The following is a 16,196-nucleotide window of genomic DNA, read 5'->3' as shown; positions in this document are numbered from 1 at the left end:
ATTAAATAATTTTTGGAATCTCAATTCCTTCACTTGCTATCTTTAGGTATATAGAAGTGGTGGAGATGTTTGCGTGACCCAGAAGGGCCTGAATCTTGTTCAGGGGAACACCTCGTTCAATCAGCGCCACAGCGAAAGAATGTCTGAATATGTGGGGAGTCACTTTTTTCTTTATACCCGCTTTCCTTGCGTATCTTTTGACGGCTCTCTGTATCGATCGAACGGAAGGTTTCTTCTCGAAAAAGCCGGAATTCATGAGTTCTTCTACCAGTTCCTTTGAGACGTTGATGATTCTTTCCTTGTTTCCCTTTCCCTTTATTCTTATCCTGGCAGTTTCGTTCACCGAAATATCGTGAACTGACAGATTCACAATCTCCGATACTCGCATCCCGGTATTGGCGAGCACTTTGAATATCGCTCTGTACAGAGGGTTGTCACACGCTTCGATAATACGACGGACTTCATCGAGTTCAATGGCTTTTGGTAACACCGTATGACGGGGAGGCTCTGCTTCGTTCCAGAAGCGCTCTTCCGCGTTCAGCAGTCCTCTATCCGCTCTCCAGTTCAGGTAGTTCTTCACAACGACGAGCTTGTTCCTCTGGGTAGCGGGAGCGTTCTTCGATATTGTGTTGAGATACTCCTTCCAGGTTTCTGGAGTGATGGGCTCGAACCTGGTGAATTCTCTTAGAATAGATCTGTATTGATACAGCGTCCTTTCGCTTCTTTTTTTAACCACTTTGAGGTACTCCAGGTATTCGTCCACCGAAGATCACCTTCCCAATAATTTATGTTACACTATAAATCAAAAAACGAACGGAGGGATTCTATGTTTGAAGGAAAGCTGGTGAGGCTCAGGGCCTACAGAAAAGAAGACATAGAGAAAGCCCTGGAATTCGCCAACGATCCTGAAGTGAAGAAGTGCCTCGTTCCGGGTATTCCTTTTCCGTGGAGAAAAGAAGACGAAGAAAAATGGTACCAAAGTTTGAATCCCTTCAGCACAGATTCCTACTCGTTCGCCATCGAGAAGTTGAGTGATGGAGAGTACATAGGGGGATGCAGCATTAACAAAATCGACTGGAAAAACTCTGTGGCAGAGGTCGGCATATTTCTGGGGAGGCCTTACTGGAGCCAGGGATATGGAACGGACGCTATGAGGGTACTGGTGCGGTTCATTTTCAACGAGATGAATATGAACAAGATCAAGCTCCACGTGTTCAGTTTCAACGAGCGGGCAAAGAGAGTTTACGAGAAAATAGGCTTCAAAGTGGAGGGTATCTTAAGACAAGAACTTTTCAGAGAAGGAAGGTATCACGACGTTATCGTGATGGGCTTGCTGAAGAGTGAATGGGAAGACCTCACCGAAACAGATCTTTGAGTTCGACCAGTTTCACTTCTTCGGTCTCTTTTAGTCCATCGAAACCACTTCTGGAAAAGAGATAGTAAACAACGGAGAGATTATCTACTTGAAGATCCTTTAGAAGGTATGGAACTTTGCTTCTCAATCGATCCAGAACACGAACATCTATTTTCTTGTTTGACCACTTACATTCGCCAACGTATAGGGTGTTTCCTTTTATTCCTACGATATCTATCTCTACATCCTTGTTCATCGCCGAACCACAGTGTTTGCAAACGTACAAACCTCGGCTTCATCTGTCCACAGCACCGCATATAGAACATGTCTGTGAGGTGTGCGTTTCGAGCACTTCAATAACTCTGATTCCTACTTGATCGGCTTTGTACTTCAGTTTGCTGAGAAACTTTCCATACGGCATCTGGTGGAGTTTCTGGTTGTTGATCGAGTCGATGTCTATCTCGGTGATACCGTGGCTCAGTTTTTCAACAACTGATGATCAAAAGTTCTGATTTGTTGCTTGAAATCTTTCTTCTTAAAAACTCACATTCCCTTTCCCTGTCAATCAGCATGCCCATTCCCCCTTGAGATTCCTTACAATAAAAATTATAAATGATGATTTGCTAAATGTGAATTTAGTAAATTCAGATTTATATTTTTGGGAGGAAGACTTTGGTGTCGTAAAATGTCAATTTTACGACACCGCGATTTGAGAAACATCTACCGTTTAATTCTGGAGTGAAAAAAGCAGGTGCACGCGGTCCTCTCACCATGATATAATTTCCTGCGATTCACTTTTGTGTGGAGGGGATTGGCTTTGAAAGCGATCACCAAAAGATTCATTTTCATTTACATACCAGTTTTCGCTGCGCTGTTTTTTCTCTCAAGGATAAACTACCTGCTTTATCATACAATAATAGAGTTCTTTGCGATATTTACCGGTCTGTCGATTGGTTTAATAGCGTATGCCACACGTGGATTCAATCAAAACAGGATCTTCATAAAGTTTGGAGTCGTTTATGTTTTCGTTGCAATTGTCGACTTCCTTCATACGCTTGCGTATAAGGGTATGGGAGTTTTTCCAAACTGGACGGCAAACCAGCCCACTCAGTTTTGGATCGCAGGAAGATTGCTTGAAACACTCGGTTTTGTTCTGATCCTGTATTTTCCTAAGCTCAGCGAGAGAACATTGTTTTTTCTGTTCGGCCCTCTGACCACATTTCTGATCACATCTATCTGGACTGGAGTTTTCCCAGACTGTTTCATCGAAGGTTTCGGTTTAACAGAGTTCAAAATATCAATGGAGTACATCATAATTTTTGTTCTACTTGCGGTGCTTGTTCGAACGCTCAGAAGTAAAGATGTCTCGATCTCTACATTCCAAAAACCTCTCGTAGCTGCAATAATTCTCACGATCTTTGGAGAGCTCTCTTTCACACTGTATTCAGATGTCTGTGGTTTTTTCAATTTCCTGGGACATGTTTTCAGACTTTTCTCGTACATGGTGATTTTGAGGGGAGTGATAGTGAACGCTTTGGCGAATCCTGTTCGAGCTCTATTGTTTGAACTTCACGAAGAAAAAGAAAAACTCAAGGAAATCGCTCATCGCGATAGTTTAACAGGGCTCTTCAACAGGGCGTTTTTCAACGAATGGATTCAGGATCAAGTTCGAAAAGCGCAGTTCCAGAACGTTCCGCTGTCTTTCATAATGATCGATGTTGACAATTTCAAGCAGATCAACGACACATACGGACATTTAACCGGAGATAAGGTGCTCAGATTCGTTGCAAGATGTATTAGTGATTCGATTCGCTCTTCGGATTTTGCAGTGCGCTACGGTGGGGATGAATTTTTAGTTGTCCTTTACAACACCAGCAAACAACAAGCAGAACAGGTTGCTTCGAGGATAAGGGAGAAAATCAGAAACTCGAATGAACTGGGAGTGGATGTCGATATCAGCTACGGTGTGACTGAACTCAATCCAGGTGACAACTATTTGAAATTCCTTCAAAAAGCGGACGAAGAGATGTATGGAATGAAGAGAGAGAAAAAGTCCTGTTGTGATTAAAAAAAAGAGGAGCCAGAGGCTCCCCGTATTGTGTTTTTTCCGCAGATTCACAGCACCATGTCCTCGAAGTTTTCCTTAATCACCGAAAGTAGATTTATGGTTTCGTTCACACTATCGAGAACAACCTTCAACTGGGAGAAGAAATTCTGTATCGAGGAGCTTATTTCTTCCGCTGTTGCTGAACTCTCTTCAGAAATTGCGAGTAGGTTCTGGATACTGTTTGTTATACCGTTGAGGTTGTCAACTTGTTGATTCAGGACATCTATGAGATCGCTGAGTTTTTGCGATATGGAAGATATAACTTCGCTGGATTCTTTGTTTCTCTCTGAACTCTCGAGGAGCTGACTCGATTGTTCCTTCATCTCTTCGAATTCAGCCTGTATAGTTTTAACGAGTTTGTCGATACCTGTGTTTATGGTCGATAGATACTCCGCTATCTTTGAAGAGGAGCTGCGACTTTCTTCGGCAAGCTTTCTGATTTCATCGGCAACCACTGCAAAACCTCTTCCGGCTTCTCCACTTCTTGCAGCTTCTATAGCAGCATTGAGTGCAAGTAAATTCGTCTGTTCAGCGATGCTCGAAACAGTTGCAGCAACCTGCATGATCATGCCAGCCTGTTCTTGGAGATTTTTTGCCTCCTCAACGAGTTTGGAGAACCTCTGGCTCATCTTCGCTATGCCGTCAGCCGATTGCTCGACATTATTTGCCGATTGAACAATGAGCGACACAGCTTCATTGAGAGATTTTATGATTTGTGTTTGTTCGGAGATGATGGATGTTATAGTTTCAACGTTTGTTGTAACCGCACTCGATATCCTTTCCGTATCATTACTTATCTGTACAGCTGTGGTGGCTATTTCATTTGAAAGTGAACTCATGGTTTCGAGCTGTTCTTTCATGGAATTCACTGCATCTACTACTTTCGACGAGTAGGCGTCTATTTCTTGAACGTCTCCCAGTATACCCACTATGATTTCCTTGGTCTTTTCTACAGCATTGTTCAGTTCAGCGGAAAGATCGGAGAACTCTTTTGGTCCACTTATCATAACTGGATTGTCAAAGTTCTTCCGAGAAACGAGTTTAAGAGATTCTTTTATAACGTTCAGACCTTTTTTGAGGTCTTTTGTGTCGAATGCCATCACAAGAGATATGAGAAAGGCGCTGAAAACGGACTTGAGCAGATTTCCGAATGGCAGAAATGTGAAGATGATAAAGATAAAAACGAAACTGAACAGTGGTATCATGAAAACATTTATCGGAACCAGAGATTTCACGAATCCTGCCCCAAGAACGATCAAACTCCTTAGTTTTTCGAATTTTCCGTACTCTTTTGTGGCTTCCACTTCGACTTCGAGGTAGTTTCTACCGTCGATGCTACCTTCTCCCACCACTTTATATTTGATCGGGTCATTAAAAAACTCAGAAGCCGCTTCCATGAGTCCAAGGAAATAATTTTTGAAATTTCGTTTCGATTCATACCTTATCAGCGCTTTACGTGATGAAAGGAGTTTGAAGAAGATTCTCGGAGGTTTCGCTCCTTTGATCCTTCTGGTAAGAACTCTGTGTACCATATCCATAGCAGCCATGAAAGAAAGAAAACTCGTTTTCTTAAAGTATTCCGGGTAATGTTCAAAGAAGGTTTTCAGATTTTCTTTACCTGTCTTGTACCAGAGTTCTTCGTAAGTGATCCCTTTTCTTGATGCCAGTTCCCGGGACATATTCACGGGGAGTTCATCGGGGACATCCTCGAGGGGATTGTAAAAAGTATCGGGAACATTGTACTTATTCTTCATTTCTTTTACAACGTCAGCTCCAAAAATACGTGACCAAGTTTGAAGCCATATGTTGACTACAAAACCTTTCATATTCCACCCTCCCTAAAATTTCTGTTTAAATCGCGTTCGAAGTTAAATCTATCATTTGAATTACTTCATCGACACCATTCTTGAAGAGTTCTTCGAACACGTGTTTGAAGGACATCTCTTCTCGCAGGTCCAGGTTGTTTGCCATCTCTTTTAACTTCTGTACGATGAAACCATCCAGTTTTCCATTGATAGCATCCTGTTCAATTATATCCAGCGCCTCGCGAATCTCCATGGGCCCTCGATATGGTCTTTTTTCGGTCAGTGCGGAGAAGACATCGCATATTTGAACCACCTTCTGAAAGAACGACATCTGATCACCCTTCAATCCGGTTGGGTAACCACTGCCATCGAGTCTCTCGTGATGCGCGGCGCTGATCAAGGAGAAAAGTCTCAGGCCAGCACGCTCAAGCATGTAATAAGTGTCCACCACGTGTCTTTTCATTATTATCATTTCGTTTGCCTGAAGCCTTCCTTTCTTGTGCAAGATGTTCAGAGGTGTTTTTATCTTTCCTATATCGTGTAAAAGGGTAGCTGTGAAAATCAGTGCGGCATCCGCTTCTCCCAGAATGTCCTTCGTCAGCAATTCTGAGATCCTCGCAACTGCGAAAGAATGGTTTCTCGTGTATGGGCTTCGAAAGTCCAGCAGTGCGGAAAGTACTCTTGCGTATTGCTTGTATTCTTCGAGACTCAACATTTTTTCTGAGTGAAATAGCGGTTCTTCTTCCAGAAACAAATGATGCTTTGTGAAATCTTCTAACAGATCTACAGCTGCTTTTTTTACCTCATCAATTATCCCTTGATCTTTCTGAACGGAAGATATTATTTCATCAATGGAATCCGCGTCCAGTTCTTTGTTCGATCCTGTGTATTTTAGAAGTTTGAGTGAGATAACATCCGCCACTTTTACACAATTCGAAAGAGTCACAATTGAGTCCTTTTCATTTATTTTCTGATAAGGGGTGTGATGATAAAGGATCGATTTTGAACAATCAGAACAGAGCGGTATCTGAGACACTACCATCCACGAAATCACAGAGTGATGATCGTGTTTGTCAAGCGTCAGAACGATTCTTTCCATATCGGATATTCTTCCAAACATGTCAACAAAAAGTTCGTAGTTAGCGATCGAAGTTTTCAGGATCAGACCAACATCGTGCAAAAGGCTCGAAAGGTAAACCCCATCTTTTTCAAATGGTAAATTCAGGCGATCAGCTATCTCCACCGCAATGTTGGCAACCTGGATCGAATGTTTCACAAAATATTTGTATTCCAGAACTCCCATTTCTCGAAAAAGTTTGACGAAAGATTCAAGAGGAACTCTCAGCGTTAGATTCATTTTTTACCCTCCTGACACATAGGTTGCAACAAGAAGCATCCCTTCTGTTGAAACAATTACTGGTACAATCACATACAGAAACGTGGATAATTTCACTAAAAACACCTTCTAACGCTAATTTTAACAAATTCATCAACATCGGTCAACAATTGAAAAAAGAGCAGACTTTTTATGTTTGAAAAATATCTTCTTGATTTTACTGAAAGTACTTCAAATACTCGTTTTGATTATGACAAATAGCTTCTTTGAAAAAAACTTGTCCTAAACACCGGAGTGTCTTTCACTTTCTGCTTCAAGTTTTGGAATCTTTTTTCTGCTGTCTTCCCCTAGAAAAAGCCCCGAAAAGGCTTTTGAAGTTCGGTTCTGAATATTTCCCAATGCTCATGACAGGTTTTGAAACGACTGGAGAACAAAAGTCAGAAGAATCAAAAAGGCGTGCCACTTGCTCTCAATACACTCTACTTACATGTTTTAAAGAGATTACGGTTTCTTTATGTAGATTTTCATCACAGATCCGATCTGTTCAGTGGCCACTTCATAGCCTTCTCTCAGAGAAAAACTTGTGATCCTCTCTCCCGAGAGTGGATAGTCGCACATCACGATCAGGGTTTCTCCAGGCTGGAGTTTTTCCAGTTCTTTTCTGGTCGTGATCTCTGGAACGGGACATATTTGTCCCCGCATATCGAGAAATTTCTTCGACCCAGGCGACTCTTCTACTGAGATGATACTGGAAATTTTCTTTTCTTTTTCGTTCTCGTGGAGCAATTCCACCGCTGCTTCGAGCATCCTGAACACCTGAACAGAAGAAAAATCGTACCTGTCACCCTCGGGTGTCTTTAAGACTTTGAGGATCCCCGCTTTAACCATCTGGTTCAAATACCTGTAAGCGGTTGAGGGATTGATCTTCAGCTTCTCCGCCACTTCTGAAGCGGTGAGACAACTGTCTCTCAAAAGCATCAGGATGTCGAGTCGTGTCTGATTCGATAAGGTTTTAAAGAGTGTCAAAACGCTTCCGCGCTGTCCCATGGGTTACCACCTTCTACAAAAGCCGCGGACGAGCCGCGGCCTGCTGTTGAATTAGCGTATTCTTATTTTATCACATCTAAATCTCATCAGCCGATGAACTTTTTTTCGCTCTCCAAAAGATCTATGAATTCACTGTAAGTGATCAGCGGAACTTTTGAATCCTCTTCGGAATATCCTCTTGCAAGAAAGTCGTCCTTGATTGCGTAGACCTTTGCCGGTGTTTCAAGTTCTTCCAAGGCCCAGAAGACACCATTTTGTATGAGAACTATTTTATCTTCTGCCCTGGCAGATCTTATTTTGAGTTTTTCCACTGGGTGATCCGTTCCGTACTTAACGAGTACGAGTGCCATCTCCTATCACCTCACATGAATATAACGTAGTCGAAACTGTGTAAGAATTCTGGAAGATTTGCTTCGTCGATCACTTCTGCCCCGAAATTCTCATCCAGTTCCTTTACTCTGAATTTCTCAAGATGCTGTTTGACTGCGTAAACTTTGGTACCGTATCTTTTGATGTATTTGTGACAGATCGAGAGAGGAAGTAGTCCCAGCATCTCCGGCTTCGTATTTTTCGATAACGCAACAGAAGCCTCTTCGATTAAGAGAACACTTGGTTCTAGATCCTCTCCGTACATTCCAAAGGCCGTTCTGAACGCTTCGTTGACCCAGACACTTCCAACCGGTGATTGATAGGCTACAAACAGAAGTTTCTTCATGATCTCACCTCAAGCCATCAGATTTATGAATCTGTCGCAGGTGGCAATCAGGTTTGCGAGTTCTGGAAGACCGCTCGGTTTCGAACCATCTATTATCATGTCTGTGGTTATCCCTCTGTAGTCCATACATATTCCACATATGTGAACCTCGAAGTTTCCTTTTTGCATAAGTTCTACAAGTTTCTGTGGAATGTTTCTGTCGATTCTGATCGGTTTTATGTTTTTGTTAGTACATATGACGGAATCCGCGAAGAGAAAGAGTGTTACTTCATGGCCTTTTTCCATTGCGGCTTCGGCAATCTTTATCGCGGTGTCCAGGTCTTCATAAGTATAGGGCGGAACCATCACCTGTATTCCTATCTTCATAGTTTTTCCTCCTCTTGAAGTTTCATTTCTGTCTTCCAAACAGGAACCAGGCCATTGTCCAGTTTCCGAGAATGAAGAAGATAGATGCTACTATCGATGAAATGGCCAGTGTCGGGACACCGGTGAGGAAGTGACCTATATTACATCCTCCGGCTGTTACCGCACCGAATCCCATGAGGAATCCTCCCAGAAGAACCTGAGCGTAGGTTTTGGGATTCTTTGGCATTCTCAGTTTGAACTCTTTTCCTGCAATGGCAGATATAGCGGCTCCTATTATTATTCCGAGAATTTCAGCGCCTTCCCAGTTCAGAGAAGCATTGTTTGCGTAAACAGAAACCAGATTTATCCAGCCCCCTGTGATACCAAGACCGTAGTTTCTTCCTGTGCTCGCACTTGCCCACCAGGCTATGGGTGCGAGTATCGCTATGAGAACAGAAGCAGCGATCCAGTTCAATTTGGAAGGCCTCTGAGACTTATTCTTCACTCCGAAGGCATACCAGAGCATGAGCGCAAGGAAGATAATTGAGGCGATCCATGGACTGATACCGAGCACCGTTGCGATAGTTGGCCCAGTCTTTGGAGCGTAAACGGGACTCGTGTTCGAAACTGTCACCGTGTAGTTGTTCAGCCATTTGATCCATCCCGAGAACAATCCCTTACTTGTAGCATGAGCCGTCAAAGCGTAGGCCAGAGCTGCGAACCACGCTGTTGTCATTCCTTCACCAGTTCTGTAAGTCACTCCCGAAGCACATCCGCCAGCGAGGACCATTCCAATTCCAAAGATGAAGCCACCAACGATGTTTCCAATCCAGTTGAGGGGTTTAGGGTTGAGAGTTATGAGGCCGGCCTGAGCGAAGATAAGGAGCGTGATGGATTCGAGTCCAAGTGTCAACGCAGCGAGCCTCATCAGATAGTTGTCCTTGAAGATCAGAACGTCCCTGAAAGCAGAGTTAAAGCAGATCCTGCCACGCTGAAGGATTACACCGAACAATACTCCGATCAGTAGACCGGTCCAGATCATGATGTCTGCACCTCCTCATTTCACTTTGATGTAGATTTTCCATTCGCTTGGGCCCACTTCTTCGATTTCTAAGACTTCGTGGCCGAGTTTTTTGACAGTTTCCGGGATTCTTTCTTTCGACATTGGATAGTCAATCCATACCTCGAGGATTTCCCCTGGTTTCATGTTCTGTAGAGCCCTTTTGGTTTCGACATCGGGCACTGGACAAACCTCTCCTCTCACATCCAGAGTCTTGGTAACCTGATACTTCGCCATACTGCACACCTCCCCTTGAGTTTTTGTGAAAAAAATCCCGATCCTCGTGAAAATGATAACATTCTAATGTTACATAGACATCAATCAATATTACAATATGGTAAATTTACCAAACAATCATATTCAAAAATTGATCTTCTGATTTTCTTTCGTTAAGTGGTATCATAGTATTAACATTCTAAAAATGTGGAAGTGGGGGGATGATGGGTATGAAGAGATTGATTTTCTTAGTTTTTCTTCTGGCCGGTTTCAGTCTTTTTGGAGGATACGCCTATTTCTCCAGATATCCCACTCTACATCCAGATGAGGGGCTCTCTTTTGTGATCTCAGATCTGGAGGATGTCACCCTGAACGTGTGGAAGATAAATGAAGAAGACTTTTTGAAGGCAGTCTTTGACCCAGAAAACTTCAATTTTTCGCTGTTAGAGATAACACGCCCCACCTACAGTAAAAAGTTCTCCTCAGAGGAGTGGAAGGAATTCTCATTTCCACTGAAAAACAAAGGATTCTACTTTGCGACACTGGTTTCCAACGAAGGAACAGTTCTCAGAAGAGTGATGGACAAGGGTCTTTTCATCGTCACCGATCTGGAGGTGATCTACTTCTCCGACAGTGAAAAATTGAGACTCCACGTGTTCGACTCAAATGGTGATTTTGTAGAAGGAGCGGAGGTTTTTCTCTTTGAAGATTCAAAACTGATCGACAGAGTTTTCACCGGCAAAGACGGGGTCGTTTCTATCACGAAACACTTCGACACGTTCTACATCAGGTACGGGGACTCTCGATTTTTTGGAGGGGTGTACTTTTCAGGTGGAGGGCTTGAAAGAGAAAAGCTTTTCTTTGTCACAGACAGGCCGATCTACAAACCGTCCGACACGGTCCACTTCAGAGGTCAGATCTTCTCTTTTGAAGAGGGTCTCTACAAAGCCTTTGAGAAGACGAAAGTCACCGTTTCCATCTTCGACACAAAGAAAAACGAGGTTTACAGATCGGAGTTCGAAACCGACGAGCTCGGTGGATTCAGCGGTTCCATGAAACTTCCAGACACAGCCTCGGTCGGACTCTACAAGGTGAATGTCGATCACGGAGGAAGACGCTACTACGAATATTTTCTGGTGGAAGAATACAGGAAACCGGAGTACAAAGTCGAAATCGAAACGGATAAAGACGTGTACATATCTGGCGAAGTTGTGAACTACCTTGTCAGGGTGAAGTACTTCAACGGCCAGCCCGTCGCGAAGGCGCAGGTTGCCTACTACGTTCGGGCCTTTCCAGAGGAAGGAAGCGGCTATCTAGTTTACAGGGGAACGGACTTCACGGACGAAGAGGGAAACCTCAGGCTCGGTGTGAAAACAGAAGAAGGGTTTCAGGGCTCTTACCGGCTGGAGGTGATCGTGACGGATGAAAGCCAGCGTCAGATTGAGGAAACAAGGTCTGTGAAGGTGTACGCAGACAACGTTCTGATATCTCCGATGAATCGGTACGTTTCCACCTCACCGGGCAAGCAGGTGAGGGTGAAGGTGAAAGTGACGGATCTTTCCGGAAATCCTTTAGATGGACTGCTCACCGTCTCTTCTGAAGATTCAACGAGCACGGTGGTTGTGGAAAACGGTGAGACGATCGTCACTTTCACTCCAAAAGAGCCAAAAAGTTACAGAATAGAACTCTCCTTTGGAAAGGCGAAAACTCACTTCTACGTGTACGCTTACTGCGGTGCAGGAACAAGCAGCGAGTTCGTAATCAATCCGGCAACGAACACAGTGAAACCCGGGGATGAACTTTCGGTTCAGATCCTTGCACCTGGTAAGGTGATGGGAGTTCTGGGAATCGTCTCAAACAGGGTTTACGACACTATTCCTGTCTCCTTCACCGGGTCTGTCAACCTGCGTGTCAGAATACCGAAAGATATCCCTGAGAAGAATCTCTTCCTCAGCTTCATAGGACTCGACGACAATGGGCGTATCTACAAGCTGGAAAGACTGAACGTTCTGCTCGACACGAATTTCACCACCATGAAGATTCTGTTCGACAAGGATCAGTACGAACCTGGAGAAATGGCACAGATCACGATCGAATCGAATGTGGACAGAGTCTGTCTTTTCCTCGTTGATGAAGCGATATACGCCATGGTTGGAGCAGAACCACCGGTGCTCGAAAACTTCCTCTATCCTCACATGAACTATCCCCAAACAAGAGGAGGATTTCCGCATTACTGGAGACTCTATGTTTCAAGGGATTCGTTCCGAAACAAACTCGCTTCCCTCCCGGAGGAGAAGACCTTCGCCGATTTCAAACAGAACGCCATTCCATCTAAGTTGAACGTCAGGGAGTACTTCCCGGACACGGCCCTCTGGATTCCTTCACTGGAGCTTCACAACGGAATCGCGAGGGTGAGCTTCAAGGTCCCAGACAGCATCACTTCTTTCAGGGCAACGGCCTACGGTTTCTCAAAGGATCGATTCTCCCAGGCAGAAAGCGAAATGGTCGTTTCCAAAAAGTTCTATCTGATGCCTCACCTTCCGTCTTTTTTGAGGGAGGGTGATGTGATAAAAATATCCGCAACCGTTTTCAACAGGACTTCGAAGACGCTTCCGGTTCAACTCATGGTGGAACTTCCCGAGAACATAGAACTCCTCGAGGGGAGTTCCTCAAGACGCTTTTTGATGGAGGCGAACTCCTCACACACAGAGACCTGGACAGTGAAGGCTGTCTTTGCTTCTGAAGGAAGTTTTGTGAAATTTACTGCGGTTGGAGGTGATCTGAGCGACGCGGTCTCCATGAGACTACCCGTTGAAAGATTCGCTTTTGAAAGGGAATTCTACCGCATCATGCTCTTGGACGGGAAAGAGACGCTGAAGATCCCGGAGCAGTTCATCTCATCGAGGATAAGGTTTCTGGACAGCATCGTTCCGCTCGTCGAGGATAGCCTGAAAAGGCTGGTAGACTTCCCGTACGGTTGTGTCGAACAGACCATGAGCCGGTTCTTCCCGGCCGTGGTTGCAGCAAGTGTAGGAATAGAGGTGGAAAACCTGGAAGAGATCATCCAGAGGGGGCTGTTCAAACTCTACTCTTACCAGCACAACGATGGTGGCTGGGGATGGTTCAGATTCGGCGAATCCGATGACTTCATGACCTGCTACGTGATGGAAGGGCTGTACTTTACCATGAAGGCAGGATACGATGTCGCAGAAAGCGTTCTGCAGAGAGGAATAGAGTATCTCAGAAAACATCCATCGGCCTACGGATCGTATGTTCTCGATCTGTACGGAGTGAATCACGAGCCGTTCAAGCCAGAAAGCGAAGCGGATCTGGTGTTTCTGAGTTTGAGTTCAAAAGAGGCTCTGAAACAGCTGATGAACTACGTCGTCCAGGACGAGCAGAAGGCCTATCTGAATGTATATTCTAATAATCCCCTCATCAGTGAGATCCAGCTCAACAGCGTCTTCCTCAGGGCTCTTGCGAAGTGGAAAGAATTTCCAGAACTGGAAAGAAAAGTGACAAATTACCTTCTCTTGAAAAAAGACAGCGCTTTCTGGACTTCCACAAAAGACACGTCCTTTGTTATTTTGGCGCTCCTTGAGGCGATGCCGGAGTACGCTTCAACCACACTGAAAGTCATCAACTCCGAAAACACCTTCGAACTGAAGCCAGGTGAAGAAAGGTCCCTCGTTCCCGGTTCACTGACCGTCTCTGGAAAAGGCATTGTGGAAGTGGAGGTAGTTTACATCGAAGTTCCGAAAGAGGCTGTGAGCGAAGGTTTGGAGATAAAAAGAGAATTCTACAAAAGGTACGAACTGCTCATAGAGGAGAATAAAATGATTGTGGATGCCTTCGTGCCGATCGGGAGAGGATACGTACCGCGCTCGATACACCCTGTCGAGAAAGAGCAAACTGAAGAGCTCTACATCCTGCCGTACAAGTACTGGAAGAAGACAATCGAATACAGAGGAGTTCCCCTCGAGATAAACGGTGCAGAAGTGAAAATAAAGGGAGAGACTTACACGTTCTTCAGGATCGAAACGTTCAACGGCTTGATTCTTGTTTTTTTCAGAAACGAAGCGCTCATCTACGATACGGAAAAGAACACCATCACCAGGTATCTGGATGTAACGGACGCAGGTTTCATGAGAAGTGGTCCCGTCTTTCTCATGAAGGGATTCGTGCTGGTCGGTGATGAAAAGATACCCGTTCCCGAAGACGTTACGGGACTGTCCTGCACGATGGACGAAATCTTGCTGAGGGGAGAAAACAAAACGTACTGGTACAGGAACGGAGAGTTCGTGGATCTTCCGTTTGTTGCCAGAAGGGTATTCTTCTGGGATGGGAAGAAGCTGGTTGCGGAGAACATACGCTTCAGTGGATCTTCAAAAACTCTTCGGAACAGAGTTTTCGAGGTGGTCTTCGATGTTGGAGACGTGAAGATAGAATTGGGAGACATAATCAAAACGGTGGTGAGGGTTAAAGGAGATGGAAATTATCTCATAGTGGAGGATTTCATCCCGTCCTGTGCGCAGGTGCTCTCGAACTACAGAGAAAAAGGGATCGAGGAAAACAAGTTCTCGTACAGCTGGTACTCTTCATGGAACGCATGGTACTCTGGAAGGGAGATTCGAACGGACAGGGTGGCGCTCTTTGCCCGATATCTTTACGGTAATAGCTTTGACTACGTCTGGAGGGCGACTGCAGAGGGGGTGTTTCATCTTCTTCCGGCACGGGTTTATCCGATGTATTCTCGTGGTCTCTATGCTCATACAGATCCAGATGTGCTTTTCATCGGGGCGGATTTTATCGATGGAAGAGATGATCAACCTTGAGCTGGGAAAAGACTTTCTGGATCGCTTCACGAAGGTATGTGAATTCTTGAGGGTCGAGCCGAGTCTGGATGTGGTAGTCTTCGAGTGCGAAAGTCTTGAAGAGTTCCACGAAATTACGGGTATGCCGTACCACACAGGCGGGGTTTACCACGAAGGTGTCATATACACCCAGCCGCTCGATGTACTTCGAAGGAAAAACTCCCTCGAAGCGACGATCCTCCATGAGCTTCTACACCATGTTCTGGAGATGTATTTTGATCTGCCGCGGTGGATGGAAGAGGGTGTGGTCCTTGCAGTGCTCGGTGTGAAACCGGAAGAGGTCTTTGGCTACCACAGGGACTGTCTTCTGAGATTTATGGAGAAGGTGCGTTATGAAGAGATACCTGATCTTGTTGATCGTTACAGGCGTTCTTCTGTGGAACGTCGTTGAGGTTTTGAGGTTCAGGGTGGAGTTTTCTGGTGGGACTTTCGTTCTGAAGAACGTCCAGGACATTTTCGTTCCTCTTGAAGTCAGAGGAGCGAAGGTGGAGTGTTCCAAAAACTTCGTGCTCGAAGAAAACGGTGTTCTGATCAAGCAGGTGAGACCCGGCGAGACTGTGACTCTGCACTTTGAAAGCGGTGGCATTTTCAGGGTGAAGAAGGAGCTAAAGATCGAAGCCAGAGCCAGCGAAGAAGACAGCGACGGTGATGGATATCCGGACTCTCTGGAACTCGACAGTGAAGACAGTGAGAGGTTCAGAAACTGGTTCGTCTGGATAGCCCTGTCGGCGTTCAAGAACGATCCTCTCCTCTGGCCGAAAGAAGAAAGGGATTGCTCTGGTTTCGTCAGGTACTGCGCAAGAGAGGCACTGAAGAAACACACAGGAAGCTGGTTTTCTCTCTCAGGTTACAACGGACCCGTTTGGGAAGACGTGGAGAAGTACAACTACCCGAATCTTCCTCTTGTTGGAACGAAGATGTTCAGGATAGAGAAGGGAGCTTACAGGGGAGTTGAGGACTTTTCGAACTTTGCGGTTGCGAGGATCCTTGTGGAGTGCAGTATGGAATTTGTCACAAAGAGCGTTTCAAAAGCGCTTCCGGGTGACATAGCGGTTTTCTTCCATCCTGAAGACGTCGAGATGCCGTACCATCTCATGATATTCGTCGGAAATCTGAACCTCGCTGATCATGAAGGATGGTTCGTTTACCACACGGGTCCGATCGGAGAAAATCCGGGAGAGCTCAGGTTCGTCAGATACTCCGAACTTGTGAACTACGACCCCTCCTGGGCACCCCTCGAGATAAATCCGTACTTTCTCGGGTTTTACAGGTTCAGGTTCTTGAATTGATTTTGTGTACAATTTGATTGGTATGCATTGAATTTAAGGGGATATATA

At 44.9% G+C, this 16,196-nt stretch carries 16 protein-coding genes; 5 read left to right on the top strand and 11 right to left on the bottom strand.

The features are described 5' to 3' along the window. Position 1: 1 nt before the first annotated feature. Entirely contained in the window at positions 2 to 763 is a 762-nt protein-coding gene (locus T2812B_RS09270) for a tyrosine-type recombinase/integrase (RefSeq protein ID WP_004080595.1), read from the bottom strand. Positions 764 to 826: 63 nt separating this feature from the next. On the opposite strand from T2812B_RS09270, the gene T2812B_RS09265 reads away from it, so the two are divergent. Continuing rightward, positions 827 to 1,375, top strand: coding sequence for a GNAT family N-acetyltransferase (locus T2812B_RS09265; protein WP_004080594.1), 549 nt, complete (start codon positions 827 to 829; stop codon positions 1,373 to 1,375). On the opposite strand, the gene T2812B_RS09260 is transcribed toward T2812B_RS09265, so the two are convergent. Both T2812B_RS09260 and T2812B_RS09920 read right to left on the bottom strand, forming a co-directional pair. Beyond that, positions 1,356 to 1,640, bottom strand: a complete 285-nt coding sequence (locus T2812B_RS09260; protein ID WP_010865227.1) for a DUF234 domain-containing protein — start codon at positions 1,638 to 1,640, stop codon at positions 1,356 to 1,358. The two genes, T2812B_RS09265 and T2812B_RS09260, sit on opposite strands and share 20 nt — an antisense overlap. A 9-nt stretch (positions 1,641 to 1,649) precedes the next feature. After that, positions 1,650 to 1,799, bottom strand: a complete 150-nt coding sequence (locus T2812B_RS09920) for a zinc ribbon domain-containing protein (protein WP_369792337.1) — start codon at positions 1,797 to 1,799, stop codon at positions 1,650 to 1,652. A 372-nt stretch (positions 1,800 to 2,171) separates the two neighbouring features. On the opposite strand from T2812B_RS09920, the gene T2812B_RS09245 reads away from it, so the two are divergent. Further along, the gene (locus tag T2812B_RS09245; RefSeq protein ID WP_008193289.1) at positions 2,172 to 3,422 is read left to right on the top strand and encodes a GGDEF domain-containing protein; all 1,251 of its coding nucleotides are present in this window, start codon (positions 2,172 to 2,174) and stop codon (positions 3,420 to 3,422) included. A 47-nt stretch (positions 3,423 to 3,469) separates the two neighbouring features. Here T2812B_RS09245 and T2812B_RS09240 read toward each other — a convergent pair whose 3' ends face one another. The 8 genes from T2812B_RS09240 to T2812B_RS09205 form a co-directional block, all read right to left on the bottom strand. Next, positions 3,470 to 5,287 carry a heme NO-binding domain-containing protein gene (locus T2812B_RS09240; protein ID WP_008193291.1) on the bottom strand — a complete coding sequence of 606 codons (1,818 nt, stop codon included), beginning with the start codon at positions 5,285 to 5,287 and terminating at the stop codon, positions 3,470 to 3,472. 25 nt (positions 5,288 to 5,312) lie between these two features. After that, positions 5,313 to 6,623: an HD domain-containing phosphohydrolase gene (locus T2812B_RS09235; protein WP_008193294.1), complete on the bottom strand. Its 1,311-nt coding sequence runs from the start codon at positions 6,621 to 6,623 to the stop codon at positions 5,313 to 5,315. A gap of 480 nt (positions 6,624 to 7,103) precedes the next feature. Continuing rightward, a complete protein-coding gene (locus tag T2812B_RS09230) occupies positions 7,104 to 7,649 on the bottom strand; it encodes a sulfurtransferase TusA family protein (RefSeq protein WP_008193296.1) in 546 nt (181 codons plus the stop codon). Positions 7,650 to 7,735: 86 nt separating this feature from the next. Continuing rightward, complete coding sequence (gene tusB, locus T2812B_RS09225) at positions 7,736 to 7,999, bottom strand: sulfurtransferase complex subunit TusB (protein WP_008193298.1); 264 nt, start codon at positions 7,997 to 7,999, stop codon at positions 7,736 to 7,738. A gap of 11 nt (positions 8,000 to 8,010) precedes the next feature. After that, on the bottom strand, positions 8,011 to 8,364 hold the full coding sequence (locus T2812B_RS09220; protein ID WP_008193300.1) for an intracellular sulfur oxidation protein: 354 nt from the start codon (positions 8,362 to 8,364) through the stop codon (positions 8,011 to 8,013). A 9-nt stretch (positions 8,365 to 8,373) separates the two neighbouring features. Continuing rightward, positions 8,374 to 8,730 (bottom strand): DsrE/DsrF/TusD sulfur relay family protein, encoded by a 357-nt coding sequence (locus tag T2812B_RS09215; protein ID WP_008193301.1) that lies wholly within the window; start codon positions 8,728 to 8,730, stop codon positions 8,374 to 8,376. Positions 8,731 to 8,752: 22 nt separating this feature from the next. Further along, positions 8,753 to 9,751, bottom strand: coding sequence for a YeeE/YedE family protein (locus tag T2812B_RS09210; RefSeq protein ID WP_008193303.1), 999 nt, complete (start codon positions 9,749 to 9,751; stop codon positions 8,753 to 8,755). 15 nt (positions 9,752 to 9,766) lie between these two features. Continuing rightward, a complete protein-coding gene (locus tag T2812B_RS09205; RefSeq protein WP_004080581.1) occupies positions 9,767 to 10,006 on the bottom strand; it encodes a sulfurtransferase TusA family protein in 240 nt (79 codons plus the stop codon). Positions 10,007 to 10,209: 203 nt separating this feature from the next. Between T2812B_RS09205 and T2812B_RS09200 the strand changes: the two genes are divergently transcribed. From T2812B_RS09200 to T2812B_RS09190, 3 genes are read left to right on the top strand one after another with little or no spacing between them, the layout of a single operon-like run. Next, the gene (locus T2812B_RS09200) at positions 10,210 to 14,820 is read left to right on the top strand and encodes an alpha-2-macroglobulin (RefSeq protein ID WP_038050846.1); all 4,611 of its coding nucleotides are present in this window, start codon (positions 10,210 to 10,212) and stop codon (positions 14,818 to 14,820) included. Beyond that, on the top strand, positions 14,798 to 15,250 hold the full coding sequence (locus T2812B_RS09195) for a hypothetical protein (RefSeq protein WP_004080578.1): 453 nt from the start codon (positions 14,798 to 14,800) through the stop codon (positions 15,248 to 15,250). Before T2812B_RS09200 ends, T2812B_RS09195 begins: the two co-directional genes overlap by 23 nt. Further along, on the top strand, positions 15,192 to 16,148 hold the full coding sequence (locus tag T2812B_RS09190) for a DUF1175 domain-containing protein (RefSeq protein WP_008193315.1): 957 nt from the start codon (positions 15,192 to 15,194) through the stop codon (positions 16,146 to 16,148). The genes T2812B_RS09195 and T2812B_RS09190 overlap by 59 nt, the downstream gene beginning before the upstream one ends. The last annotated feature ends 48 nt before the right edge of the window (positions 16,149 to 16,196 follow it).

This window comes from Thermotoga sp. 2812B, from assembly GCF_000789335.1.
GTDB classification, from domain to species: Bacteria; Thermotogota; Thermotogae; order Thermotogales; family Thermotogaceae; genus Thermotoga; species Thermotoga maritima.
The sequence above is the reverse complement of the archived record's forward strand: the minus strand, read 5'-3'. Positions and strand labels throughout refer to the sequence as shown.